The organism is Allobosea sp. 10L417 (assembly GCF_056395485.1).
Map to the genome: position 1 here is coordinate 19,060 of NZ_JBFTJP010000018.1, position 26,149 is coordinate 45,208.

Annotated in this window: 20 protein-coding genes and 1 tRNA gene; 14 read left to right on the plus strand and 7 right to left on the minus strand. The window is 65.8% G+C overall.

Annotation, left to right across the window (positions count from 1 at the left end):
• The 10 genes from AC1DE3_RS26860 to AC1DE3_RS26905 all read left to right on the plus strand — a co-directional run bounded on the left by AC1DE3_RS26860 (position 1) and on the right by AC1DE3_RS26905 (position 12,242).
• A complete protein-coding gene (locus tag AC1DE3_RS26860) occupies positions 1–666 on the plus strand; it encodes a GntR family transcriptional regulator (RefSeq protein WP_441513547.1) in 666 nt (221 codons plus the stop codon).
• Positions 667–909: 243 nt separating this feature from the next.
• Positions 910–2,502, plus strand: a complete 1,593-nt coding sequence (locus AC1DE3_RS26865; protein ID WP_441513546.1) for an ABC transporter substrate-binding protein — start codon at positions 910–912, stop codon at positions 2,500–2,502.
• A 148-nt stretch (positions 2,503–2,650) separates the two neighbouring features.
• Complete coding sequence (locus tag AC1DE3_RS26870) at positions 2,651–4,267, plus strand: ABC transporter substrate-binding protein (RefSeq protein WP_476781179.1); 1,617 nt, start codon at positions 2,651–2,653, stop codon at positions 4,265–4,267.
• Positions 4,268–4,553: 286 nt separating this feature from the next.
• Positions 4,554–5,564: an ABC transporter permease subunit gene (locus tag AC1DE3_RS26875; protein ID WP_441513544.1), complete on the plus strand. Its 1,011-nt coding sequence runs from the start codon at positions 4,554–4,556 to the stop codon at positions 5,562–5,564.
• A gap of 40 nt (positions 5,565–5,604) precedes the next feature.
• Positions 5,605–6,516, plus strand: a complete 912-nt coding sequence (locus tag AC1DE3_RS26880) for an ABC transporter permease subunit (RefSeq protein ID WP_441513543.1) — start codon at positions 5,605–5,607, stop codon at positions 6,514–6,516.
• 3 nt (positions 6,517–6,519) lie between these two features.
• A complete protein-coding gene (locus tag AC1DE3_RS26885) occupies positions 6,520–7,542 on the plus strand; it encodes an ABC transporter ATP-binding protein (protein WP_476781180.1) in 1,023 nt (340 codons plus the stop codon).
• On the plus strand, positions 7,539–8,519 hold the full coding sequence (locus AC1DE3_RS26890; RefSeq protein WP_476781181.1) for a peptide ABC transporter ATP-binding protein: 981 nt from the start codon (positions 7,539–7,541) through the stop codon (positions 8,517–8,519). The genes AC1DE3_RS26885 and AC1DE3_RS26890 overlap by 4 nt, the downstream gene beginning before the upstream one ends.
• Positions 8,520–8,720: 201 nt before the next feature.
• On the plus strand, positions 8,721–9,950 hold the full coding sequence (gene pepT, locus AC1DE3_RS26895; protein WP_476781182.1) for a peptidase T: 1,230 nt from the start codon (positions 8,721–8,723) through the stop codon (positions 9,948–9,950).
• Positions 9,951–10,086: 136 nt separating this feature from the next.
• Complete coding sequence (locus AC1DE3_RS26900) at positions 10,087–11,082, plus strand: sterol desaturase family protein (protein ID WP_476781183.1); 996 nt, start codon at positions 10,087–10,089, stop codon at positions 11,080–11,082.
• Positions 11,079–12,242: a GNAT family N-acetyltransferase gene (locus tag AC1DE3_RS26905; RefSeq protein ID WP_476781184.1), complete on the plus strand. Its 1,164-nt coding sequence runs from the start codon at positions 11,079–11,081 to the stop codon at positions 12,240–12,242. The genes AC1DE3_RS26900 and AC1DE3_RS26905 overlap by 4 nt, the downstream gene beginning before the upstream one ends.
• Here AC1DE3_RS26905 and AC1DE3_RS26910 read toward each other — a convergent pair.
• Complete coding sequence (locus AC1DE3_RS26910) at positions 12,166–13,662, minus strand: glucosamine inositolphosphorylceramide transferase family protein (protein ID WP_476781185.1); 1,497 nt, start codon at positions 13,660–13,662, stop codon at positions 12,166–12,168. The genes AC1DE3_RS26905 and AC1DE3_RS26910 overlap by 77 nt on opposite strands.
• 285 nt (positions 13,663–13,947) lie before the next feature.
• Between AC1DE3_RS26910 and AC1DE3_RS26915 the strand changes: the two genes are divergently transcribed.
• The gene (locus AC1DE3_RS26915) at positions 13,948–16,044 is read left to right on the plus strand and encodes an exopolysaccharide transport family protein (RefSeq protein ID WP_476781186.1); all 2,097 of its coding nucleotides are present in this window, start codon (positions 13,948–13,950) and stop codon (positions 16,042–16,044) included.
• A complete protein-coding gene (locus tag AC1DE3_RS26920; protein WP_476781187.1) occupies positions 16,044–17,387 on the plus strand; it encodes a VpsF family polysaccharide biosynthesis protein in 1,344 nt (447 codons plus the stop codon). The genes AC1DE3_RS26915 and AC1DE3_RS26920 overlap by 1 nt, the downstream gene beginning before the upstream one ends.
• Here the strand turns inward: AC1DE3_RS26920 and AC1DE3_RS26925 are convergent.
• On the minus strand, positions 17,329–18,570 hold the full coding sequence (locus AC1DE3_RS26925) for a glycoside hydrolase family 5 protein (RefSeq protein ID WP_476781188.1): 1,242 nt from the start codon (positions 18,568–18,570) through the stop codon (positions 17,329–17,331). The genes AC1DE3_RS26920 and AC1DE3_RS26925 overlap by 59 nt on opposite strands.
• A complete protein-coding gene (locus AC1DE3_RS26930; RefSeq protein ID WP_476781189.1) occupies positions 18,567–19,739 on the minus strand; it encodes a DUF1972 domain-containing protein in 1,173 nt (390 codons plus the stop codon). Before AC1DE3_RS26930 ends, AC1DE3_RS26925 begins: the two co-directional genes overlap by 4 nt.
• Before the next feature lie 284 nt (positions 19,740–20,023).
• Between AC1DE3_RS26930 and AC1DE3_RS26935 the strand changes: the two genes are divergently transcribed.
• On the plus strand, positions 20,024–21,046 hold the full coding sequence (locus tag AC1DE3_RS26935) for a glycosyltransferase family 4 protein (protein WP_476781190.1): 1,023 nt from the start codon (positions 20,024–20,026) through the stop codon (positions 21,044–21,046).
• Entirely contained in the window at positions 21,043–22,308 is a 1,266-nt protein-coding gene (locus AC1DE3_RS26940) for an MATE family efflux transporter (RefSeq protein WP_476781191.1), read from the plus strand. Before AC1DE3_RS26935 ends, AC1DE3_RS26940 begins: the two co-directional genes overlap by 4 nt.
• Before the next feature lie 13 nt (positions 22,309–22,321).
• Here the strand turns inward: AC1DE3_RS26940 and AC1DE3_RS26945 are convergent, their stop codons facing one another.
• The 4 genes from AC1DE3_RS26945 to AC1DE3_RS26960 all read right to left on the minus strand — a co-directional run bounded on the left by AC1DE3_RS26945 (position 22,322) and on the right by AC1DE3_RS26960 (position 26,128).
• Positions 22,322–23,182, minus strand: coding sequence for an HTD2 family dehydratase (locus tag AC1DE3_RS26945; protein WP_476781192.1), 861 nt, complete (start codon positions 23,180–23,182; stop codon positions 22,322–22,324).
• Positions 23,182–24,339: an acyl-CoA dehydrogenase family protein gene (locus AC1DE3_RS26950; RefSeq protein WP_476781193.1), complete on the minus strand. Its 1,158-nt coding sequence runs from the start codon at positions 24,337–24,339 to the stop codon at positions 23,182–23,184. Before AC1DE3_RS26950 ends, AC1DE3_RS26945 begins: the two co-directional genes overlap by 1 nt.
• 144 nt (positions 24,340–24,483) lie before the next feature.
• Positions 24,484–25,776 (minus strand): alpha/beta hydrolase, encoded by a 1,293-nt coding sequence (locus tag AC1DE3_RS26955; RefSeq protein WP_441513528.1) that lies wholly within the window; start codon positions 25,774–25,776, stop codon positions 24,484–24,486.
• A 275-nt stretch (positions 25,777–26,051) separates the two neighbouring features.
• Positions 26,052–26,128, minus strand: a tRNA-Met gene (locus tag AC1DE3_RS26960).
• Positions 26,129–26,149: the final 21 nt, after the last annotated feature.

Sequence of the window (26,149 nt, forward strand, 5' to 3'; positions counted from 1 at the left end):
ATGAGCGAGACGGCGGCCGACTTCCCCCGGATCACGCGGCGGACCTTGCATGACGAGGTCCTGGAGCGGGTGCGCGACATGATCATCGAGGGGCAGCTCGCCCCCGGTCAGCGCATCAACGAGGGTCTCGTCGGCGCGCAGCTCGGCGTCTCGCGGACGCCGCTGCGCGAAGCGATCAAGACGCTCGCCAGCGAGGGGCTCGTCGAGATCCTGCCGGCCAAGGGCGCCGTTGTCCGCAAGTTCTCGGCGCGCGACCTCGCCGACATCCTCGAAGTCATCAAGAGCCTGGAGCAACTCGGCGGCCGGATCGCCTGCGCCCAGGCCAGCGACGCCACGATCGAAGCGATCCACAAGATGCACCGGGACATGCTGGCGCTCTACGCGACGCGCGACCGGCTCGACTATTTCAAGCTGAACCAGGCCATTCACAGCGCCATCGTCGCCGCCTCCGGCAACGCGGTGCTGCTGGAGATGCACACCACCCTGCAGTCGCGCATCAAGCGGCTGCGCTTCGTCGGCAATGAAGGCCCCGAGAAATGGGCAGGCGCGGTCGCCGAGCACGAGGAGATGATGGCGGCCCTGCTCGAGCGCGACGCCGACGCCCTGTCGGAGGCGATCGGCCGTCATATGGATGTGACCTTGCTGCGCGTGCGCGAGGTGCTCTAGCGGCTCCAGGGGCCGGTCTCGGGCTTCTGCGAGGTGGCCTCCGGGGCGATGCGGAACGCGCCGCGCAATCGTTTACCCTCCCTTCCGCAGGCAGAAAAACGCCTGTGGAAACGACTATTCGCGCCCCCCGACTTTCAATAAGCTGTTGACAAGGCGGCTCGGGGAATTCCGCCCACGAAGCTTCCGATACAACGGGGCCATCGTCCGCACACGGCGGTGGAAGAGGCGTTCAAGGAGACATCCATGAAGAAAATTCTGTTGGCGACGCTGTCGGCCTCCGCGCTGATGGCGGCGCAGCCCCTGATGGCGAAGACGCTGGTCTATTGCTCCGAGGGCAGCCCTGAGAACTTCGCGCCGAGCGTGAACACGACCGGCACCTCCTTCGACGCGAACACCCAGATCTACGACACCATCGTCCAGTTCGAGCGCGGCGGCACCAGGGTCCAGCCGGCGCTCGCCGAGAAATGGGACATCTCGCCGGATGGACTGACCTACACCTTCCACCTGCGCAAGGGCGTGAAGTGGCATTCGAACAAGACCTTCAAGCCGACGCGCGACTTCAACGCCGACGACGTGATGTTCATGATCGAGCGGCAGTGGAAGGAGGACCACCCGTTCTTCAAGGTGACGAGCTCGAACCACTCCTACTTCAACGACATGGGCATGCCCAAGCTGCTGAAGTCGGTCGAAAAGGTCGATGACTACACGGTCAAGATCACGCTGAACCAACCGGAGGCGCCGTTCCTCTCCGACCTCGCCATGCAATATGCCAGCGTGCAGTCGAAGGAATATGCCGATGCGATGCTGAAGGCGGGGACGCCCGAGAAGCTCGATCAGGACCCGCTCGGCACCGGCCCGTTCTATCTGGTGCAGTACCAGAAGGACGCGATCATCCGCTACAAGGCCTTCCCGGAATACTGGGCGGGCAAGGCGAAGATCGACGACCTCATCTTCGCGATCACGCCGGACGCCTCGGTGCGCTGGGCCAAGCTCCAGAAGGGCGAATGCCATGTCATGCCCTATCCGAACCCGGCCGATCTCGATGCGATCAGGAAGGACGCCAATGTCCAGATCCTCGAGCAGCCCGGCCTGAACATCGGCTATCTCGCCTACAACACGACCAAGAAGCCCTTCGACGACGTCAAGGTGCGCCGCGCCGTCAACAAGGCGATCAACAAGAAGGCGATCATCGACGCGGTCTATCTCTCCAGCGGCATCGCGGCGATCAACCCGATCCCGCCGTCGATGTGGTCCTACAACGAGACCATCAAGGACGACCCCTATGATCCGGAGGCGGCCAAGAAGGAGCTCGCCGAGGCCGGCTATCCGAACGGGATGGAGATCGACCTCTGGGCCATGCCGGTGCAGCGCCCCTACAACCCGAACGCCAAGCGCATCGCCGAGCTGATGCAGGCGGATCTCGCCAAGGTCGGCGTCAAGGCCGAGATCAAGAGCTTCGAATGGGGCGAGTACCGCAAGCGCATGCAGGCGGGCGAGCACCAGACGGGCATGCTGGGCTGGACCGGCGACAACGGTGACCCGGACAACTTCCTGCACACGCTGCTCGGCTGCGATTCGGCCAAGACCAACGGCTCGAACGTCGCCAAGTTCTGCTACAAGCCTTTCGAGGATCTGGTGGTGAAGGCGAAGACCGTGACCGACCAGGCGGAGCGCGAAAAGCTCTACCGGCAGGCGCAGGTGGTGTTCAAGGAGCAGTCGCCCTGGTTCACCATCGCCCATGCGGTGCAGCTGAAGCCCGTCCGCAAGGAAGTGAAGGACTTCAAGCTCTCGCCGTTCAGCCGCCACGTCTTCTACGGCGTCGACATCGCCAACTGAGTCGAGGAGCCAGCCGCGCCCCGACCCGGCGCGGCTGATGCATGCCAGATGACGCGGCCCCGGCGGGGCCGCGTTCCGGGAGGCGGAGACGATGGGGCACGACGCCCCGCGCCCGATCCCCCTCCCGCCTGTCCCGAGAGAAACGTCCATGTCCGTTCGTGCCCGCTCCTTCGCCCTGACGCTGGGGCTGAGCGCCCTTGCGCTACCCGCCGCCGCCAACGCCCAGGCGCTGGTCGTCTGCTCCGAAGCCAGTCCCGATTTCCTGAACCCGCAATTCAGCAGCCAGAACACGGCCTACGATGTGGCGGCGCAGATCTATGAGCGCCTGACGGCGACGGAACGCGGCGGCTCGCAGATCATCCCGAGCCTCGCCGAGTCCTGGACGATTTCCGAGGACGCGCTGACCTACACCTTCAAGCTGCGCAAGGGCGTGAAATGGCACGCCAACAAGGCCTTCACGCCGACGCGCGAGTTCAACGCCGACGACGTGGTCTTCTCCTTCGAGCGGATGTTCGATGCGAGCAACCCCTACAACAAGGTCGGCAGCGGCAATTACCAGTTCTTCAGCGAGATCGTGAAGCCGAGCCTGAAGTCGATCGAGAAGGTCGACGACTACACAGTCAAGCTCACGCTGACCAAACCGAACTCGCCGATGCTGTCTGCTCTCACGGTCGAGCCGATGTCGATCCTCTCGGCCGAATACGCAGCCGCAATGCTGAAGGCCGGCACGCCCGAGCAGGTCGATTTCGCGCCGATCGGCACCGGCCCCTTCTCGCTGCTCTCCTATCAGAAGGACGCGATCATCCGCTTCAAGGCGGTGCCGGATCACTGGACCAAGGCCGTCGGCAACCGCGACCGCATGGCGCTGGTCAACGACCTGATCTTCGTGATCACCCCCGATGCCGCGGTGCGCTTCGCCAAGGTGCGCTCGGGCGAATGCCAGATCGCGCGCTACCCCAATCCCGGTGACCTGCCGGCGATGAAGACCGAGCCGACGATCAACCTGTTGCAGGGCAGCATCGCCGATCAGAGCTTCCTTGCCTTCAACCAGCAGAAAAAGCCCTTCGGCGACAAGCGGGTGCGCGAGGCGCTGGCCTACGCCACCAACATCCCCGCGATCATCGACGCGGTCTATCAGGGCACCGGCAACCCGACGGCGGCGGCGGTTCCGCCTTCGCTCTGGTCGCACAACACCGAGCTCAAGCCGCGTCCCTATGATCCGGAGAAGGCCAAGGCATTGCTGGCCGAGGCCGGGTATCCGAACGGCTTCGAGACGACGCTCTGGGCCATCCCCGTCGTGCGCGCCTATATGCCGAACGGCCGGCGCGCGGCCGAACTGATCCAAGCCGACTGGGCAAAGATCGGCGTCAAGGCGACGATCCAGACCTTCGAATGGGGCGAATACCTCAAGCGCGGCCGGGCCGGCGACCACGAAGTGGGCATGTTCGGCTACACCTGGGATTATCCCGATCCGAGCCAGATCCTGCTCTCGGGCTGGACCTGCGAGGGCGTGAAGACCGGGGCCAATCGCGCGCGCTGGTGCAACCAGGAGGCCTCGGATGCGCTCGCCAAGGCGAACACGATCACCGACCAGGGCGAACGGACCAAGCTCTACAAGCGTTTCCAGGAGCTGTTCCACGAGGATGTGGCGGGCCTGCTCTTCGCCAATGCGCAGGCTTTCACGCCGGTGCGCAAGGAAGTGAAGGACTACAAGATCCACTTCTTCGGAGGACAGCCGTTCTACGGCGTATCGATCGCGAAATAAGACCCGAACGCCCGACGATCACCGGCGCCGGCAGAGCATTCATTGCTTTTCCGGCGCCGAAAAATTTCGTATTGTTGCGCCAGAATTCCCGAACGTTCTCAAGTATTTCGTGATCAAATACGCGAGAACCGCGATACCCCGTTGCGATCCACGGTTTTTGTCATCGCGTTCTTGATCTTTCGTGGATTCTGGTGTTTCCGCTGCGCCGGAATTCGAACTCGACTAAAGTGACAAGACAGGCCGCCGCGCAGGACGACATGCTCCGGCCGACAAGAATGGCAGAACCATGCTGCGCTTCATCTTCACCCGGCTGAGCCTGGTCATCCCGACCTTCATCGGCATCACGCTGCTGGCCTTCTTCCTGGTGCGGCTCGTGCCGGGCGACCCGATCGAGACCATGGCTGGCGAGCGCGGCATCGACGCCGCTCGCCATGCCCAGCTGCTCACGGAATACGGCCTCGACCGGCCGCTGCTCGTCCAATACGGCAAATATATCGAGCGTGTCGTCCAGGGCGATCTCGGCAAGTCGATCGTGACGCGCGAGAACGTCCTGACCGAGTTCGGGCAGCTCTTCCCGGCGACCATAGAGCTCGCGCTCTGCGCCATCCTGATCGCGCTGATCGTCGGGCTGCCGGCCGGCATCATCGCGGCGGTGAAGCGAAACTCGATCTTCGACCATGGCGTGATGGGCATCTCGCTGACCGGTTACTCCATGCCGATTTTCTGGTGGGGCCTGCTGCTGATCCTGCTGTTCTCGGTGCAGCTCGGCATCACGCCGGTCTCGGGCCGCATCGCGGTGCAGTACTTCATCGAACCTGTCACCGGCTTCCTGACCATCGACAGCCTGCTAGCCGGCGACGTCGACGCCTTCTGGTCGGCGCTGTCGCATCTCGTGCTGCCGGCGATCGTGCTCGGCACCGTGCCGCTCGCGGTCATCGCGCGCATGACGCGCTCGGCGATGCTCGAGGTGCTCGGCGAGGACTATATCCGCACAGCGCGGGCCAAGGGCATGGCGCCGATCCGGGTCGTCGCGCTGCATGCGCTGCGAAACGCGCTGATCCCGGTCGTCACCGTCATCGGGCTGCAGGTCGGCACGCTCTTCACCGGCGCGATCCTCACCGAGACGATCTTCTCCTGGCCCGGCGTCGGCAAATGGCTGATCGAGGCGATCAGCCGGCGCGACTACCCCGTGCTCCAGGGCGGCACGCTGCTGCTCGGCATGGTCGTGATGAGCGTCAACCTCTTCGTCGACCTGCTCTACGGCCTGATCAACCCGCGCATCAGGCACGCCAAATGAACCGCCCTTCGCATTTCAGCTCCCATTGGAGCCCTCGTCCATGAGCGCAGAAACCCTCGAAGCCCCAGCCGTCGCCGCACCGAGCGGCACGCCGCCCCATCCGGCGCGCGAGTTCTGGACCTATTTCAGCGCCAATCGCGGCGCAGTTGCCGGGCTCGTCGTCATCGTGCTGGTGCTGCTCTGCGCGCTGTTCGCGCCGATCATCGCACCGCATGATCCCAATCTGACCAATAATGCGGTCTTCCTGAAGCCGCCGTTCTGGCAGGAGGGCGGATCGCTCTCCTATCCGCTCGGCACCGACGCCATCGGCCGCGACATCCTCTCGCGCCTGCTCTACGGCGCGCGGCTCTCGCTGGTGATCGGCATCTTCGTCGTCGCGGTCGCCATCGTCGTCGGCATCGTGCTCGGGCTGATCGCCGGCTACTTCAAGGGCATCGCCGATATCGCGATCATGCGGCTGATGGACATCCTGATGACGATGCCGAGCCTGCTGCTCGCCATCGTCATCGTCGCAATCCTCGGCCCCGGCCTGATGAACGCGATGCTCGCCGTCGCCATCGTCGTGCTGCCGCACTATGTCCGCATCACACGCGCCGCGGTCATCACCGAAGCCAGCAAGGATTATGTCATCGCGGCCAAGGTCAGCGGCGCGCAGACGGTCCGGCTGCTGTTCTCCGAGATCCTGCCGAACTGCGCCGCGCCCCTGATCGTGCAGGCGACGCTCGGCGTCTCCACGGCGATCCTCGATGCCGCGGCACTGGGCTTCCTCGGCCTCGGCGCCCAGCCGCCAACCCCGGAATGGGGCACGATGCTCGCCGATGCGCGCGAGTTCGTGCTGCGCGCCTGGTGGGTCGTCACCTTCCCGGGCCTCGCCATCCTCATCACCGTGCTCGCCTTCAACCTCCTGGGTGACGGCCTGCGCGATGCGCTCGACCCCAAGCTGAAGCGCTGAACCATGCCCCTGCTCGAAATCGAAAACCTCAGCGTCGAATTCCCGACATCGCAGGGAACGCTGCGCGCCGTCGACCGCATCGACCTCACCCTCGACGAGGGCGAGGTTCTCGGCGTGGTCGGTGAATCCGGCTCCGGCAAATCAGTCACCATGCTCGCGCTGATGGGCCTCGTTGGCTATCCCGGCCGCGTCCGCGCCGACAAGCTGCGCTTCGACGGCCGCGATCTCCTGACCATGTCCGCCCGCGAGCGCCGCCAGCTCACCGGCAAGGACGTGGCGATGATCTTCCAGGAGCCGAGCACCAGCCTCAATCCCTGCTTCACCATCGGGTTCCAGCTCGCCGAGACGCTGCGTAAGCACGAGCGTATGGACGGCAAGGCCGCCAAGCGCCGGGCGATCGAGCTGCTGGAACAGGTCGGCATCCCCGCTCCGGAAAGCCGCCTCAAGGCTTATCCCCACCAGCTCTCGGGCGGCATGAACCAACGCGTGATGATCGCGATGGCGATCGCCTGCAATCCGCGCCTGCTGATCGCCGACGAGCCGACCACGGCGCTCGACGTTACCATCCAGGCCCAGATCCTCGAATTGCTGATGTCGCTGCAACGCGAGCGCGGCATGGCGCTCGTCCTCATCACCCACAATATGGGCGTCGTCGCCGAGACGGCGCAGCGCATCATGGTGATGTATGCCGGGCAGATCATGGAGGAGCGCAAGGTCGACGCTTTGTTCGCCGACCCGCAGCACCCCTATTCGGCCGCGCTGCTTGCCGCCCTGCCCGAGCGCAGCGAGAATGCAAGCCGCCTCGCCACCATCCCCGGCATGGTGCCCGGCCTCAACGACCGGCCGAAGGGCTGCCTGTTCAGCCCGCGCTGCGCCTATGCGACCGAGCATTCGCGCAATGTCCAGCCGGAGCTGCGCCCCTGGCAGGATGGGCGCGTGCGCTGCCACTACCCGCTCGGCGATCCGCAGCGCGACGCCGAACGCGCCCGCGACGAAGCCGGCCGGGCAAAGGAGGCCGTGCGATGAGCAACCCCGTCATCGAGGCGCGTGAACTCACGCAGATCTATCCGGTCAAGCAGGGGCTCTTCCGCCCGCCGGCGCAGCTTCAGGCTGTGAACAAGGTGTCCTTCTCGGTCGAGGCCGGCCGGACGCTCGCCGTCGTCGGCGAGTCCGGCTGCGGAAAGTCGACGCTCGCCCGCATGGCGACGCTGATCGAGACGCCCACCTCGGGCGCGCTGACGCTGGACGGACTCGACGCCGTCAACCCGCCCGCCGGCGAGCGCAAGCGCCTGCGCCGCACGGTGCAGTTCGTCTTCCAGAACCCCTATGGCTCGCTCAATCCGCGCAAGAAGATCGGCACGATCCTGGAGGAGCCGCTCAAGATCAACACCGACCTTTCCAAGGCCGAGCGCACCGAAAAGGCGCGCGCGATGATGGCCAAGGTCGGCCTGCGCCCCGAGCACTATGCCCGCTATCCGCACATGTTCTCGGGCGGCCAGCGCCAGCGCATCGCGATCGCCCGGGCGCTGATCCTCTCGCCCAAGGTCGTGGTGGCGGACGAGCCAGTCTCGGCGCTCGACATCTCCATTCAGGCGCAGGTGCTCAACCTGCTGGCGGATCTGCAGGAGGAGCTGAAGCTCGCCTATCTCTTCATCTCGCACGACCTCAGCGTCGTCCGTCACATCGCCCATGATGTGATGGTGATGTATCTGGGCAATGCCATCGAGCACGGACCGAAGGAGCGCATCTACGCCCGGCCGCTGCACCCGTATACGCAGGCGCTGCTGGCTTCGACGCCGCGCGTCGATGCCGGCAAGCGCGAGCGCATCGTGCTGCGCGGCGAATTGCCCTCCCCGCTCAACCCGCCGAAGGGCTGCGTGTTCTCGACCCGCTGCCCCTATGTCACCGACCGCTGCCGGGCCGAGCGCCCCGAGAAACGCGAGATCGACGGCCGGCAGGTCGCCTGTCACTACGCCGAGGACTTCCTCGCCAAGGCGGCGTGACCGCTAGATCGCCGTGCGTCCTATCGGACGCAAAGTGGCGATCCATCTCGTTGTTTGAGCACCGGATTTCTCCGAAAAGTGGATCTCACTTTTCGGCCCGATGCTTTGGGCTCCGGCAGGTCTTGCCGAAGCGCCGGCCGACGCGATAGCTCTCGCTGCGCGCGCCATCTGGTATGGCGCTGCCTGACGAGTGGGGTCGAGATGTCCATTGCGGCGAAACTGACGGAGCGCTTCCTGCGCTATGTCGCGGTCGAGAGCCAGAGCGACGCGCAGGCGACGAACCTGCCCACGACGCCCGGACAGCAGCGCCTCGCCGCCCTTCTCGCCGAGGAACTCAAAGCCCTCGGTCTCGCCGATATCGTCATCGACGAGCACGCCACCGTCACCGCGCGCAAGACCGGCACGCGCCCGGGCGCGCCGCGCATCGGCTTCATCGCCCATCTCGATACGGTCGATGTCGGGCTCTCGCCGGTGATCCGCCCGCAGATCCTGCGCTTCGAAGGGCAGGATCTCTGCCTCAACCGCGAGCGGGACATCTGGCTGCGCGTCGCGGAGCACCCGCAGCTCGAACCATGGGCCGGCGCGGACGTCATCGTCGGCGACGGCACCAGCGTGCTCGGCGCCGACAACAAGGCGGCCATCGCCGCAGTCGTGACACTGCTCGCCGAGCTCGGGCCCGAGGACGCCCATGGCGACATCCTCGTCGCCTTCGTGCCGGACGAGGAGATCGGGTTGCGCGGGGCCAAGGCGCTCGATCTCACGCGCTTTGCCTGCGACTTCGCCTATACGATCGATGCCTGCGAGTTGGGCGAGGTCGTCATCGAGAACTTCAACGCGGCCCAGGGTGAGATCAGCTTCACCGGCGTCAGCGCCCATCCGATGTCGGCCAAGGGCGTGCTGGTCAATCCGCTGCTGATGGCGATGGATTTCATCGCTGAGTTCGACCGGAGCGAGACGCCTGAGAACACCGAGGGGCGCGAAGGCTATTTCTGGTTCACCGAGATCGTCGCCGGCCAGAGCGAAGCCAGGCTGAAAGTGATGATCCGCGAGTTCGACAAGGCGCGGTTCGAACAGCGCAAGCGCCGCATCGGCGCGGTCACGGAACTGATCGCGCGGCGCTATCCGACGGGACGGGTCTCGTCTGACGTCAGCGACACCTACGGCAACATCCATGACAGCCTGGGTGACGACCGCCGCTCGGTCGATCTGCTCCTCGCGGCGCTGGACGAGCTGAAGATCGCGCCGAAACTGATCCCGATGCGCGGCGGCACGGACGGGGCGGCGCTTTCGGCACGCGGGCTGCCGACGCCGAATTTCTTCACCGGCGGCTGCAATTTTCACTCGCGCTTCGAGTTCCTGCCCGTGCCGGCTTTCGTGAAATCCTACGAAACCGCACGCATGATCTGCCGGCTGGCGGCGGAGCGTGGCTGAGGACAGCGCCTCGCCTTCAGATAGCATCGCCCGCAACCGCGCTTAACCATAAGGCGCGAGGTTTCCTGCAGTGTGCCGAATATTTAATAGCCTTGTGGCCTAAGGAGGCCACTCCCCAGCGCAGGTGCTAGACGGCATGACCGAGTTCATTGGCAAGATCCTCGACAAGATTTCGGCGACGAGCCTCTTGACGACGGGATTGCTGCTGCTGACGGCGCTGGTCAGCGCGCTGGTCGCCTATTGGCGGACGGCCGAGCAGAAGAACTTCCGGGAGTTCTTCGATTTCATCTTCCCCAACGAGATCATCACTCATCCTTCGGCGAAGGCGGATCTGCTGTTCTGGGTGACGCGCAAGGCGATCATGCCGTTCCTGATGCTGCCGGCGGGCGTCGCCTTCGTCGCGGCCGTCGGCTACGCGACCAACAAAATCCTCGCCACGATCTTCCAGATCGATCCGCCCCTCATTCCGGGGCCGGCCGGGCCGGTGACGACCGTGATCTTCACGGTCACAATGCTGCTGGCTTACGACATCTCCTATTACCTCTACCACGTTGCGCAGCACCGCTTTCCCATCCTCTGGGAGCTGCACAAGGTTCATCATTCGGCCGAGGTGATGGTGGGCATCACCAAGGACCGCGTCCATCCGCTGGACGAATTGATGAACCGGGCCTGGGACGGGGTGATCCCGGGCATCTGCTTCGGGATCTGGTCGCTGGTCTCGCTCAACCTCATCGAACTCACCGTCTTCGGCGTGAACGTCTACGTCATGCGCAACATCCTGATGATGGACTTCGTCAGGCATACGCATTTCAAGATATCGTTCGGGCCGCTGAACAACGTCGTCCTGTGCCCGCACTGGCACCAGCTGCATCACAGCGTCGATCCGCGCCATTACGACAAGAATTTCGGGCTGCTGTTCTCGTTCTGGGACCGGTTGTTCGGAACGCTGTGCGTGCCGAAGCCGGATGAGGACTTCAAGTTCGGGCTGATGGAACGTGGCGTCCGCGATTACCAGTCACTTTCGGGGCTCTACCTGCTGCCATTGAAGCGGATGTGGCACCAGATCCGACGCCGGCTCGGCCCGCGCCCCGCTCGCCGCACCGAAGCCGAGGCCGAGGGAGCACAGCAGTGAGCGCATCTGCCGAGTTCACCGCCGTCGATGGCCGAAAGCTGGAGATCGTGACCTCGGAGGAGCGGCTTGCGGCGCTGGCTCCGGCCTGGGATGCGCTATGGCGGCAGGCCGAAGGCCTCGTCTTCCAGAGCCATGGCTGGATCAGCGCCTGGTGGCGGACCACGCCGGGCCGCGACCAGCGCGGGCTGCTGATCGGCCTGGTCTGGAATGGCGAAAACCTGGAGGCCGTGCTGCCTTTCGCCACGATCAGGCGCCGCGGCATCCGCATCCTTGAATGGGCGGCGAAGGAACACAGCGACTATGGCGATATCCTCGTGGCTCCCGGCTGGAGCCGCGAGGCCGCAGCCGCCTTGTGGCGGGCGATCGCCAAAGCCGGCCGCTTCGACATGGCCTATCTCAACCGGCTTGCGCCCGAGGCCCTCGCCCGCCAGATCCTGACGGGTGACAACGCAGCTCTCCGTCTGAGCCCGAACCACCGCACCGAGATCAACTATCGTGTGAGCGGCTCCTGGAATCGTGGCGCGCTCTGGTTCGACCAGCAGTCGAAGAAGACGCGGCAGAACTACCGGCGCGGGCGCAAATTCATGGAGGAATCCGGGGAAGTCCGCTTCCGGCTGATGTCTCCGGAAGAGCCACTTGAGCCCGTGCTGCTGCGCGTCGCCGCCCTCAAGCGCAAATGGCTCGAGCGCCATGGCCATGCCTCGGATCTGTTCGACGAAGGCTCTCCGGCCCTCACCGCGCTCGTCGGCGTGATGGCGAAGCTCGGCATCCTGCGTGTCTTCCTGCTCGAATGCGGCGATAGCGTCGTCGCCGTCTCGATCAATCTGGTGCAGCGCGACAGGATGATGGCCTTCGTCACCACCTATGACCTAGACCATGAGCGGGCGTCGCCGGGCATGGTGCTGATGATGGACTACATCCAGTGGTCGATCGACCAGGGCCTGCCGATGGTCGATTTCCTCTGCGGCGGCGAGGATTTCAAGCGGCGCTTCGCCACCCAGGCGGTGACATTGGACTCGGTTTCGGGAGGGCGCACGTTGGTCGGGCGGCTCGCCGTCCTCGCCGACGGCGCCCGGCACGCCATCAGGAGCCGGCGAGCGCCGGCACCGGCCGCAGACCAGCCAGAAGCGGCCGGCGAGCCATTGCCGAGCCGTCGATGAATTCATAGCCGCCGGCCCGGTTGAGGCTGTGGATGCGGCGGCCAGGCCAGAGAGCACCTGCCTGGATGATGGTCTCGATCTCCTGATCGAAGCCCTCGGGGTCGAGCCGTGTGACGCGGGCAATGCCGAGAGCCTTGCCATAGCCGAACCGGCAGTCCTGCACCGGGCGCAGTAAAACACCATCGCGGATGGTCATCTGCCCGGCCGGCCGGGCCGAGGCGATATCGATCAGCACGGGATTGCGGGGATGCGGTTTCCAGGGACCGCGGAAATCCGGCGCCGACCAGAGATGCAGCGTGTCCGAATGGGAGCCGCCGCCGTCCCGCACCGTGGCAAACAGCCACCATAGACCGCCATGCTCGATCAGCGTCGCGTCGCTGGCGACGACGCCGTCGATCAGCGTCGCCTCCCTGACCCAGCCGCCGGGGAATGCCGTCGCGCGAAACAGATCCACCCGCGCGGCGCCGGAGCTTTCCGGGATCATCCAGACCTGCCCGTCCCGTTCGAAGACGAAGGGATAGGAGAGATGGCCGGGCTGTTCGAGAACTGGCTCGGGGCGGCCTATCGGACCATCCGGCCCGAACTCCACCGCCGAAATGATGCCCTTGCCGGTGGCGTGGGGGAAATCCTCGACGAAGAGCGTGAGACGCCCCCGATGCAGGATCGGAAACGGATCGGCATAGAAGCGGGTGCCGTCATCGGGCAGGTCGCGCCAGCCCGCGTCGGGATGGCGCTTCAGATCGAAAAGATCCGGGCCGTCGAGCTTGCGCCAGCCCACCCGCCAGTGAGGGGCGTGAAAGCAGCGGCGGTAAATGCGATCGACCGCATTCGAAGTCACCGCGCGGACCATGGTCCGCGCGAGGCCGGTATGGGGCGTGGGCGAAGGCTCGGCTTCGGCAGGCAGCTGCGGCACACGCATGCGGCTGCCTTCGACCGCCGCCACGATGAAGGTGATCACGCGGCTGAGGATATCGTCGAGCTTCGCCAGCAGAATGCGGCCGTGATCGCTGCCCGGCCGCGCTGCGGCGATCAGCGCCCCATTCTCCGTCAGCTCGACCAAGGGAACGCCGCCGGCAAGAAGAGCGGAAACGAGTGCGGCTTCTCCCGCCTGCCCTTCGAAGCGAAGGACCCAGCGGCGCGTTGGTCCGGCCGGTTCATCGCTGCCGAGATCGAGAAGCAAGTCGGCTTCGTCGTGCCCTGGCGCGGCGGCCACCGCAGCCGCCTCAGCCGGCCGGGCCAGCGTGAAAAGGCCATCGGGCTGAAGGCCGTGCAGATAGCCCTCGACGCGGAAGAGACCACCGAGCCGATGTGGGTCGGCTGCGTTCACTGCCGGCGGAACGACCAAAAGCGTCAGGCCGGGGATCGCCCGGAGACGCTCGATGAGGACCAGATGCCACCGCCGCAAGGGCGAAGCACCCATGTACAATCTCAATCTCATATCCAAGCCCAGCCGCATTTCTTGCGGCAACTACGCCAAAGCAGCCAGCATTCTCCAACATCCGCATTTCGATTTGGTTATCCCCGCCCGACCCGCGCGCAAGCCCGCTCAAGCGTTCAGCCTCGACCGATCGGAGCAGTTGTTAAGGAGTTCGTGGCAGGGTCGCGCCTGGAAGCCGCGGTCGGACGACACCGCGGCATCGCGTTGCGTTGTCCGAGTAGAGGAATGACAAGTCTGGCTGCGACCGCTCATCGGCAGGAGGAAACGGTGCAGCCGCCTCCTCAGGAGACCTTTCGTCGCCGCCCGGATGGCGCCGTCGAAGTCTCCGAGCTCTGGCGCATCCTCTGGCATCGGCGCCTGATGATCCTGGCCGTCGCCGGCCTGCTGGCGGGGCTGGCCCTCGCCTACGGGCTGTTGACGCCTTCGCTCTATACCGCCTCGGCGCAGCTCCTGATCGATCCGCGCGACCGGAACGTCGTCAGCAACGACGTCAACCCCAATACGGTCTCGCCGGATGGCGGCTTGGCGCAGGTCGAGAGCCAGGCCAGCGTCGTCCAGTCCACGAACGTGCTGGCTCGGGCGATCAGGACGACGAAACTCACCGAGGACACGGAATTCAACGGCGCGGGGCTTCTCAGCCGCCTTCTCGGCCGGATTGCGACAGATGCCCCTGCCCCGGACGGCACCCTCACGCCCACCGAGGCGCGGACGCTCGCCAACCTCCGACGGAAGATTTCCGTCAGGCGCGCGGACAAGGTCCTGGTGCTGGACGTGGTCGTGACGACGCGCGACGCCGACAAGTCGGCCAAGCTCGCCAACGCGATCGCCGAAGCCTATCTCGCCGACCAGGCCGATGCCAGAAGCCGCGCTGCGACAGAGGCGTCCGAGGGGCTGACAGCCCGGCTGGCGGAACAGCGCAAGCGGGTCGAGGCGGCCGAGAACGCCGTCGAGCGCTATCGCGCCGAAAACAATCTTGTCGCGGCGTCCGGACGCCTGATCAGCGAGCAGCAGCTCAGCGAGATCAGCAATCAGCTCTCGGCAGCCCAGGCGCGCACTTCCACCCTCCGTTCGCAGGTGGAGCTGATCGCCCAGCAACGCCGGCGCGGCGCCCTGGCCGGCAGCTCGATGGAGGCACTACAGTCGCCCGTCATCGGAAGACTGCGGGAGCAGGAGGCCGCCCTGGTTCAGCGCGAAGCCGATCTGCAGAGCCAGTTCGGCCCGCGCCACCCGTCGATCGGGGCGGTACAAAACCAGCTCGTCCACGTTCGCCGCCTCATCGCGACCGAGATCGAGCGGGTCGAGCAGTCCGTGCGCACCGAATATGAGCGCGCGCTCGGCAATGAGAAGCTGCTCGCCAGCAAGCTCGAGACCCTGACGCGGCAGACGCAAGGGGCGGACCAGGCGTCGGTCCGGCTGCGCGAGCTCCAGCGCGATCTCGAAGCGGTCCGCGCGGTTTATGCGACGTTCCTGCTGCGCGCGCAGGAAACACGCGAGCAGGCAAATCTGGACACCACCAACGCCCGCATCATCAGCCGGGCTCAGCCGCCATTACAGGCGAGCTGGCCGCCGACATTTCCGCTTGCAGCGGCGGCGGCCGTCCTCGGGCTGGGCCTCGGTGCCGGCCTCGCATTGCTTCGCGAGTATGCCGCGCCTCATCTGCTCTCCCGCTCGCAGGCCGAGGCTTTGATCGGCGCTCCCGTGGTCGGCGTCCTGCGCCCCCGGACGGCGCCCCCGCGCGGCTTCGGCCGATGGTTCCGGCGATCGACAGGCCGGCAAGCGGAGACGGACGGCGCGGCGCAACTCGCGCTGCTCCTGCTGTTCAAGCCCACGGATGTGCCGATCCCGGCCGCCCGCAGCGCCCTGCTGATTTCGGCCGAGGCCGATGGCGATGAGCGGGAGCATGCGGCCGACCTGCTCGCCAGCGCTGGAGTCCAGCACGGAGAGCGCGTCCTGCTGGTCGATACGACAACCGAACCGGTCCAGGGCGGCCCGGCCGGGCTGATGGATATTCTGCGCGGCGAATGCAGCTTCGAGGACGCCATTCACTTCAGCGACGCCAAGGATGTCGCGCTGATGTCCGCCGGTCGTCCGAAAGCCGCAACGCAGAAGGCATTGGCACGCAGCTATGCGATGCGAATGCTGGGGGATGCCAGCCGTCACTTCGACATCGTGGTCATCGACGGCGGCCCGCTGGAGCGCAATGTGAAGATCGCCCCGCTGGTCGGCATGGTCGAGGAGATCGTGCTCGTCGCCCGTCTCTACACCACGCGCCAGCAGGAGATCATGCGGGCGGTCGAATCCGCACGCGTCATGGGCCGCTCGGTGACGGCAACGATCCTGATCGACGCCGACGGGCGAGGCTGATGCCTGCCGCCGGCCTCACGGCCGAGGCCTCGGCTCGTGGGGTACCGGGCTGGGCTCACCTGGATGGGCTGACGCGCTACGGTCTTTTCGCCACCGTCCTGGTGCTGTTCTGCGTGTCGGGCGGCATGCTCTGGCTCGTCGGCTACAATTATGACGGCCTCACCGGCGCCGCCGCCACGAAGATCCATCCGTCGACCTATATGATCGTGCTCCTGTTCGGCTGGAGCCTGATCGCCTGCGGGGATCCGGTCAGCCGCATCATTCATCTCGTCAGTGCTCGGCCGGCGACGCTGTTCATGCTGCTGGTGACGATGGCGACGATCGTCGTCACGGTGATGCGCGACGGGCCGGGCCTTGGCGGCATGGTCGACACCTATGTCGCCGTCTGCCTGCTGGTCCTGTTGCTCGTCGATGCCGACGACGAGACCATGACGACGCTCACGACGATGCTGCATGTCGTCATGACCCTCAACGCCCTGCTCGCGCTCTTCGAGTTCGTCACGCAATTCCGGCTCTTTCCCTACCGCTTCGACGGCGCCGTCTTCGAAACCGACACGCGCTCCAGCGCGTTTCACGGCCATCCGCTGGCGAACGCCATGATCACCGCCTGCTATCTGATGGCTCTGATCAGCGGGTCACGCTCCCTGCCGCCGGCGGTCCGTGGCGTCCTCATCGCGCTGCAGAGCGCCGCCCTGGTGGTCTTCGGCGGCCGGACCGCGCTTCTGACGTCGCTGGCGTTCGGCCTCTGCTACGGCACGGTACAGCTGTTCGCCTTGCTGCGGAGCGGGCGGATATCGCTGATCGCGGCCGCCATCGGCTGCGTGCTCGTAGCCCTCCTGCCCGTCGCCATCGGCGGGCTGGCGGCGCTTGGTTTCTTCGACGACGTGGCCACGCGCTTCGTCTCCGACGGTGGCAGTGCCAATGCTCGCAAGGAGATGTTCGAGCTGCTGCAGATGTTTTCGATCGGCGACCTCGTCATCGGGCCCGATGTGCAGCTCGTCGACACCCTGCGCCGCGTCAACGGACTCGAGTGGGGCATCGAGAACCCGTTCGTGCGTATGATCCTCTATCAAGGGGCGATCATCACCGCGCTCGTGACGCTGGCCTTCGGCCTCTTCATGTACGAATTGGGGCGCGGACGCCCCGGCGTCTGGCTCCCGATGATCGTCTGGATCATCCTGCTGAACGGCTCGGAGAGCATCGCGACGAAGACGACGATGCCGGCGAAATTCGTCATCGTCATTCTGTGCCTTTATCGACCGGAAAGGCGCGGTTGCGACCGGCTCAATCCGGCATTCGCAGACCGAGGGCCGCGATCATGGCCGGGTCGAGCCGGCGGCTGACATCGTCCATCATCCCCATGCTGTCGAACAGGTTCCAGAATGCCCAGGGAAACCCGAGCGCCTCGGCGCCGAGCCTGACGTCACGCACATAGCGGGCGCGATCGTCCGGAGCGGAGGCGACGGTGCCGCCCCCGGACCGCAGCGCTCCGAACTCGCCCATCAGGATCCGGCCGGGCTGCACGCCCTCGCGCTCCGCCCAGGCACGGACCCGGCGCAGATAGCCGTCGATGAAGGGGCGATCCGGCTGGGCATCGAAATATTCCTTGAGGACGCGCTCGGTCTCGCGATAGGCGGCCGCTCCACTGCCCTGTGCCGGCGCACCCAGCGCGGCCATCCTGGCGCGCACCGCAGCGAGGGTGGCGTCGAGGCTTCCCCGCGCCGCTGGCCAGGGCACGGCGTTGAGCGCCCGATAGACCGGTTCGCTCATCCAGCGCGCGCCCTGATGCGAGAAGAGATAGGGCTCGTAGAAGTGGAAGGTGAAGAGCAGCGGCTCATAGAGCGAGAGCTCGCGGACCCGGAGGGGTTCGAGACCTGCGATCATGCTGCCGCAAGCGCCGGTCGCCAGCAATGTCAGCCCCGGCGCGGCCAGTCGGGCGGCGGCCAGAAGCCGCTTCTGCGTCTCCCCCCATTCAGCGGAGCCGCAGGCCTGGAGCGGCTCGTTGACGGGCTCGAATCCCGTCCGCTCCGGATCGCTCCGCCCCAGTCGCGACGCCAGCTCCACCACGAGATCGCGATAGGCCGGAAACGCCGGAGCATCCAAGGTTCCGAACAATCGCGAAGGCGTCCAGTAATGCGTCGCGCCGTTGGCGTGAAGATTGACGATCACGGCAAGCCCCTCGCCCTGCGCCAGCGCGACCGCGGCCATCACCTGATCGAGCAATGACGCCCTGACGGCGGGAGCTGCGGCAAGGAACGGGCCGGGGTCCACGGGCAACCGGACGAAGTCGAGGCCCGCACGACGTAAGAGAGCGAGATCCGCCCGCGTCGGAAGCGGCCGGTCGAGCTGGAACGGGGGCCAATCATAATCGGTTCGCGGCGCGGGGTGCTCCCGCGTCAGGGAGAACCATGGCCAGAGATTGACGCCGCGCCGGATGCCGAGGGGCCGCGCCGCATGAGCGCGACCGCCGCCGATCGCCGCCGTCCCGATCGCCCCCGCCAGCAGAGAACGGCGGCTGACCGTCATCCCCTGCGGCCGCCGGCCACTTCGGCCGGAGCGACGGCAGCTTCCGGCTCGAGACCGAGCAGGGCCAGCGCCTCGCGTTCGTAGTGTTCGAGGACCGCCTGCCATTCGAAGCTGGAGCGGGCGCGCCCGAGCGCAGCCTGTTTCAGGCGAGCCGCCAGTTCATCATCGGCCAGCAGCCGCCCTATCGCATTGGAGCAGCTCGCCTCGTCAGCAAAGAACAAGCCCGCCTCACCCGCGGTCCAGCGGTTATAGGGATTGTCATGGGCGATGACCGGGTTCCCTGCCCAGAGCGCCTCGACCAGCGAAGGGTTGGTCCCGCCGACGGTATGTCCGTGCAGATAGCCGCGCGCGTGGAAACGCAGGGCCCTCACGGTCTCGGCGTCGTAGATCGCGCCGGGCATGATCACTTCCGGCCCAGCGGCCGCCTTGACCTGGCGATGATAGGCGTTTTCGTCCGAGAAATTGCCGAGAACGACGAGGCGCATGCCGCGCGGCCTGGACGAGAAGGCCTCGACCAGCGTGAGGATCGAATTGTCGGGCTCGATCCGCGCGATCGAGATCAGGTAGCGGCCGCTCTCCAACCCGAATTTGGCGAGCGGCTTTGCCGGCGCCATCCTGATCGGCATGCCGCCATAGGGAATCATGACCGTGGCGCTGCGCGGACGCCGCGTCGCTAGATGGTCGGCGATGATCGGATGATCAGCCACGAGACGGTGCGAGGACCAGGCCGCGATCCACTCGTTCATCCAGAACCAACTGCGGACGGGCCATGACCATTTCGGCCGGCGCCACTCGATCCCGTCCATATTCGTCATGATCTTCCGCCCGGCGAGGCGCAGATAAGGCAGGAAGATCGCGCCGTTATATCCCAACACGAGGCTGAGCGCCGGACGCCGCGCCGCATGCCGCACGCAATGCCAGTCGAAGTCGATGGTCGCGCGCGGCCCCGATGACGACACCTGCGTGCGAATGAGCTCGATGCCCCGCCAGGATTCGCTGTGGAACCGGCGCGTGACGGCCGGAACCTCGTCCTGGCAGTACACGCCGACCTGCCAGCCCCGCTCGACCAAAAACAAGGCGAGCTTCTCGGCGAAGGTCTCGAAGCCACCATGCGCTGCCGGAATACCCCGTGTTCCGAGGATCAGCAACGAAGGAGCGGTATTTGCCATGATTTCATCCGGAGGGGCGCAAAGCTGCGCGAAGATAGCGCGTAGCTTCAAGAATACCTTGAATTTCTGCGACTTATCCCGCTTTTATCGAAGATGGTTAGGACGCGCTTTCCGGCCATGCGGATCGGTGGAAGCGCGATGGCGGCGTCCTCGAATGGAAACGGATTGTGACGCTGCGTATCGCCTGCATTCATCAGGGCTATGAACTCTACGGGTCGGATCGCGCTTTCGCCGAGAGCGTAGCCGCCTTGCGCCAAGCCTACCCGGCCGCCGATATCGAGGTCGTGCTCCCGCGCGAAGGTCCGATCCTCAGCCTGCTCCAGCCGATCGCCAGCCGGATCGTCATCGAACCGCTATGGGTGCTGCGCCGCAGGAATCTGCCGAGATTGATGGCCATGGCGCCGATCGAACTGCCGCGCGCCATGCTGCGCGCGGCCCGGCGAATGCGCCGTTGCGACCTCGTCTATATCAATACCTCGGTCATCGTTGACCATGTGCTTGCCGCACGATTCTTTGCCGGCAAGGCAATCCAGCATATCCACGAAATCCCGGAAGGGATGACGCGCACGCTCCTGCGCCAGTTGATCCTCTGGGGCCGGGCGCGGCTGATCTTCAACTCTCAGGCGACGCGCTCTGCCTTCCCGCTCCCGGACGGCCATGAAGCGGATGTCATTTACAATGGCGTGGCCGGGCCGGCCGACTGGGCGCCCACAGATTATGATGGCAGGCGGCGGCTGCGTGTCCTCATGCTCGGCCGCATCAACCGCATCAAGGGCCAGGAAATCCTGCTCGCGGCGGTGAGTGCCCTGCCCCGGGATCTGCGAGACCGGCTCGAGGTCCGCATCGTCGGCAGCGCATTCGAGGATCCCGCCCTCGAACAGGCGTTGCACGAGGCGGTGACGAGCGCGGGTCTCGACCCGCAGGTGAAGGTCGAGCCTTTCCGCGACGATCCCACACCGCTTTATCAGTGGGCCGACATCGTCGTGGTGCCGTCGCGCCGGCCGGAGTCGCTCGGCCGCGTCGCGATCGAAGCCATGGCGTTCGGCCGGCCGCCGCTGGCTTCGGCGATCGGAGGCCTGCAGGAGGTGGTCGTGGACGGTGTGACCGGCCGGCTGTTGCCGCCCGGCGACCCCGATGCCCTCGCAGAAGCGCTGAAGCAGGTGGTCCTCGCGCCGGAGATGCTCGCCCCCATGGCGCGTGCGGGCCGCGAACGCTTCTCGGCGCTGTTCAGCGATCACGCCGTCGCCCGCGCCATCGGCGCGGTTGTCGAGGACATGCTCTCCCGCGGCCGGCTGGCTCAGCAATGAACTTCGAATCCCTGCGCCGTCTGATCCTGAAGCTCGTCGTCATGGTCGGCGGCGAGGCGATGCAGAGCGCGTTTCACCTGGGCCTCAACCTCGTCCTGCTGCACTCCGTATCCGCGTGGGATTACGGCGTCTTCGCGCTGGTCATGGTGGTCGGCGGCATCGGCCTCACCTATATCCGCGCACTGACGGCTCTCCCGGCGAGCATCTTCATCGCCCGCAGCCATAGCGTCGGCGCGGCCGGGGCCTATGAGATCACCTTCGGCTCGGCAGCCGCGCTGCTGTCGGCACTGCTCGGCGTCTGCGTCGCCTTCGCCCTGAGCGGCTGGCTTCCGGAAGGCGCCTTCAGCGGCGGCGCCTTCGTCGCTCTGTGGACCGCACGCGCGCATATCCGCACGGTCTTCTTCGCCCGCAATCGGCAGATGCTGGTCAGCGCCAGCGATCTGACGTTCACGATCAGCGGCTCGCTCGGCGCAGCATGGGTCGTGTGGAACGACACCCATATCCTGCAGCATACATTCCTCGTCATGATGACGGCCAACGCGCTTGGCATCGCCGTGATGCTCGCGCTCGGCCGGCGGCCGGTGCGGTTGAGCTTCGGCACACATGTCTGGCGGCGTTATCGCAAGCTCTGGCGGGATTTGAAATGGTCGCTGCTGAGCGTGACGATCACCAACCTCCAGGGCCAGGGGATGGCGCTGCTGGTAGCCACGATAGCGGGGCCGGCAGCCTATGCGCCGATCGCGGCTGCGCTGGTCAATTTCGTGCCGCTGCGCATCGTCTCCACCGCCTTCGCCAATATGATGCATCCGGAGATGACGGCGCTCATGGCCCATCGCGACTCCGGGAAGGTCGGGCGGTTGCTGCGCTACTGGCCGATACCGCTGGCGGCGCTGGGCGTCGTCTACGGGATCGTCATTCTGCTCGCGCTCCCGCTCATCCTGCCGGAAAGCCTCGAGGACACCCGCTTCTTCAAGATATCGGTGCTGGCATGGGTCATGAGCGGCATGCCCTTGCTCTATGTCATGCCCCGCATCTGGCTCGAGATCGCCCAGGATTTCCGCTCGATCGCGATCCTCTCGGCGATAGCCGCCGCCATCGGCATGATGGTGGTGCTGGTCCTGCTGCTGACGGCCGCTCCCTCCTGGGTGCTTCTCGGCGGAGCGCTGTCGGAGGTCATCGTCCTCATCGGCAGCTGGGCCGTGGTCTGGCCCAGGCAGCGCGCGGCCGAGAAGGCGATGCCGTCGATCGCCAGATCCGGCTGACCGGCGGCCGCCCTTACGACCAGGAGGCTTCCGCCGTCATGCAGAGCGTGCCGTTCTGCTTCGCCGTCCAGAGCTTCAAGCCGGCCCCCTCCTCCGTCGCGTGCAATGCGAAGGCGTCATCGTCGAACAGCGGCGACAGGCCACGGAAGCTGAAGCGCCGAGGCGGGGCGCCGCGCAGCTCGGCGGCGTAGTTGCAGAGCAGGGCGGCCTGCATCGGACCGTGGACGATGAGACCAGGATAGCCTTCGACCTCCGTGACATAGCGGCGATCGTAATGGATGCGATGGCCGTTGAACGTCAGCGCGGAATAGCGAAACAGCAGCGGCGCCTCGGCGCGCATCGGCCGCTGATGAGCGCCCTGCTCGGCAGGGGGCGGCTGCTTTGTCGCGCCCGCGGCGCTCTTGAGGCCGCGATAGACGATGTCCTGCCGTTCCTGCAGCACGAGCACTCCATTCGCTTCGACGCGGTGCTCTACGGTGACGAAGCAGAGCGGCCCGGTGCGCCCTTTCTTCAGCATGACATCGGCAATCCGGGAGGTGCGCCTGACGACATCACCCACTCTGAGATCGCCGGAGAAGGCGAATGCGCCGCCCGCCCACATCCGGCGAGGCAATGGCACGGGCGGCAGAAAGCCGCCCCGAGCGGGGTGCCCGTCCGGGCCGAGCGTGCCGGTCGGAGCCGCCGGCTGGGCCAGGCAGAAATGGATCAGCCTCGGAACGATTTCGCCGTGCTGCGGCGCCTCGCCGGGATAATCGAAGGTCGCGTGATACTTCCGCGCCAGATCCTCGCTGACAATGTCGACGCCGATATCCTCGCGGCCGATCCAGCCGCGCAAGTGATCGATGTCGAGTTCGGAGATGCCGGACGCAGCCATCAATAGGACCTCGGCATGCCCAGCACGTGCTCGGCGAGATAGGAGAGGATCAGGTTCGTGGAGATCGGCGCCACCTGATAGAGCCGTGTCTCGCGGAACTTGCGCTCGACATCGTATTCCTCGGCGAAGCCGAAACCGCCATGCGTCTGGATGCAGGCATTGGCTGCCTCGAAGGAGGCATCCGCCGCAAGCATCTTCGCCATATTGGCCTCGGCACCGGGATTGGCGCCGGCCTCGTAGAGCCGGATCGCCTCGCGCACCATCAGTTCGGCGGCGCGCATATTGGCGTAGGCCTTGGCGATCGGGAACTGGATGCCCTGGTTCTGGCCGATGGGCCGGCCGAAGACATGCCGCTCCCTGGCGTAGTTCGAGGCCTTGTCGATGAACCACTTGGCGTCGCCGACGCACTCGGCCGCGATCAGGATGCGCTCGGCATTCATGCCGGAGAGGATGTAGCGGAAGCCCTTGCCCTCCTCGCCGACAAGGTTTTCGGCCGGAACCTTCACATTGTCGAAGAAGACCTCGGTGGTGGCGTGGTTCATCATCGTGCGGATCGGCCGGATGGTCAGGCCGTCCTTCAGCGCCGCGCGCATGTCGAGGATGAAGACCGAGAGCCCGTCGGTGCGTTTTTGCACCTGATCGCGCGGCGTGGTGCGGGCGAGCAGCACCATCAGGTCCGACTGTGCGGCGCGGCTCGTCCAGATCTTCTGGCCGTTGACGATGTAATGGTCGCCCTCGCGGTGCGCGGTGGTGCGCAGGGCGGTGGTGTCGGTGCCGCTGGTCGGCTCAGTAACGCCGAAAGCCTGCAGGCGCAGTTCGCCGGAAGCGATCTTCGGCAGGTAGCGCTGCTTCTGATCCTCGCTGCCGTGGCGCAGCACCGTGCCCATCACATACATCTGGGCATGGCAGGCGGCACCGTTGCAGCCCTGGCGCTGGATCTCCTCCATGATCACGGCCGCAGCCGAGAGCGGCAGACCGGCGCCGCCATACTCCTCCGGGATCAGCGCCGAGAGGAAGCCGCTTTCAGTCAGCGCCGTGACGAACGCCGCGGGATAGGCCATCTCGCGGTCGAGCTTGCGCCAGTACTCGCCCGGGAAGTCCGCGCAGAGCTTCGCAACCGCATCGCGAATGTCGTTGTGGTCGGAAGCATGCTGCATGGCGGCCTCGAAGCTGTCGGACGCTTGGGACCGCGTCCCGATACCCTTCGTGGTTAGCCCTCCGCCGGCCGACGAGGAAGAGCCTCCGTGAAGGGGAAGCCCCGCGTCAGCGCCAACCGATGCCGATGCGCGCGGGCTTCATTCTCAACGGCCCGACTGCCCAGTCCCCTCGAACGGGGCGGCGACCGCATCCCCGGTCGCTTGACCGGCATCGGATACGGAGCGACCGACCTGCTGGATCGTGTCGTTGAAATTCCGGCGCGTGTGGGGATCGACGACGGCGATCGGCGCCGAGATCGCGAGGCCCGCTGCCGTGCCGACAGCCGCCGCGGTGCCGGCGGTCACCTCCATCAGACGCTCGCCCAGGCCGACCCGCGAATCCGTGATCGGCTGCCCCTCGACCAGACGCGAGCCGATCAACTGCACGACTTCCGGGCTCTCGGCGAACTTGCCATGGTTCAGGCTGTCGCCGGAGCGCAGCTTGGTGAGGTTGAGGACCGTGATGCCGTATTCGGCGATCTCGCTCCGATAAGGCTCGACATCGGGATCGATGGCGCCGAGCCGTGCGGCGCTGCCCCAGACGCGCCGCGACACGGCCAATGCCCGGTCGTCCTGCGAGACGAACACGGTGAACCGAGGCCGCTTGCCATGGATATCGGCGATCTGGCTGCGGAAGACGTCGACATCGACATCCGGCGCAGCGAGCATGACATTGGCGATCTTCGGCGGGATGCTGCCGTTGCGGATCGCCATCTGGCGCAGCGCCTCCATCGTCACCCAGTTGCCCATCGAATGGGCGAGGATCGAGACTTCGCCAACCGCCGGATCGCGGGCCAGGCTTTGCAGGAGGTTCTCGAGCGCGGTGCGGGAGTAGTTGCCGCTTTCGCGGTCGTAGCCATAAGCGAAGATCGAGCCGCGCGACGGCCAGGTGAAGAGCACCGGCACGACCTTCGCATTCGAGTCGTGCACGATCTGCGCGAAGCGATAGACCGCATCCTCGAAGCGATTGTTGAAGCCGTGGATGAACACCATCACCCGGCGCTTCGGCACCTTGGTCACGGCCTTATGAAATAGCGAGATGGCCTGCGCCTGATCGAGCTTCTCGACGTTGAGCGTGACGAAGTCCGTCTCGGGATTGCCGGGCAGGCGGTTCGGCCATTGCACCTCACCGATTTTGCGATGGGATGCCGGCGGCAGCGAAACGGTAATTTCAGCGAAAGACGGCTTGCCGCGCTCGCCGGAGAACAGGATGCCGGCGTCCTCGTCGGGCGCGCGCGTCGTCGCCACCAGCATGGTGACCTTGCTCGTATCCGTAGCCGCCGAGCTCACGGGCAGGAGCACCCCCTTCACATCCCCGGCGCAGCCCGCGAGCAGCAGGGCTGCGGCTCCCGCCGAGAAAGACCGGAGCCCGGCCTTGTGAAGTAACGCAACACGCATGCCCGCCCCCGATCACCACGCCACTCTGTCCCGACATCGCGTTATCGTGCGGGAATGATGCTGAGCTGTGACAGCCAGTTCCAGACTAGGCAGCGTTCCTGCCGAACGGTCAAGCCGTTGGCCGGCCCCCTGATGTGGTCGGCGATCAAGTGTGGCTTTGAAGTGCTGGTGCGTGGGGTGTTCCGCTTTGGCGGATTGTAGGGGTTCTTTTCTCTTGTTTTTTTCTGGATTTTAGACGCAAAAACCCGCCGCTGCTTGCGACGGGTTTTTGTGTTTGGTTGCGGGGGCCAGATTTGAACTGACGACCTTCAGGTTATGAGCCTGACGAGCTACCGGGCTGCTCCACCCCGCGGTAAGGATATGGGACCTTTTG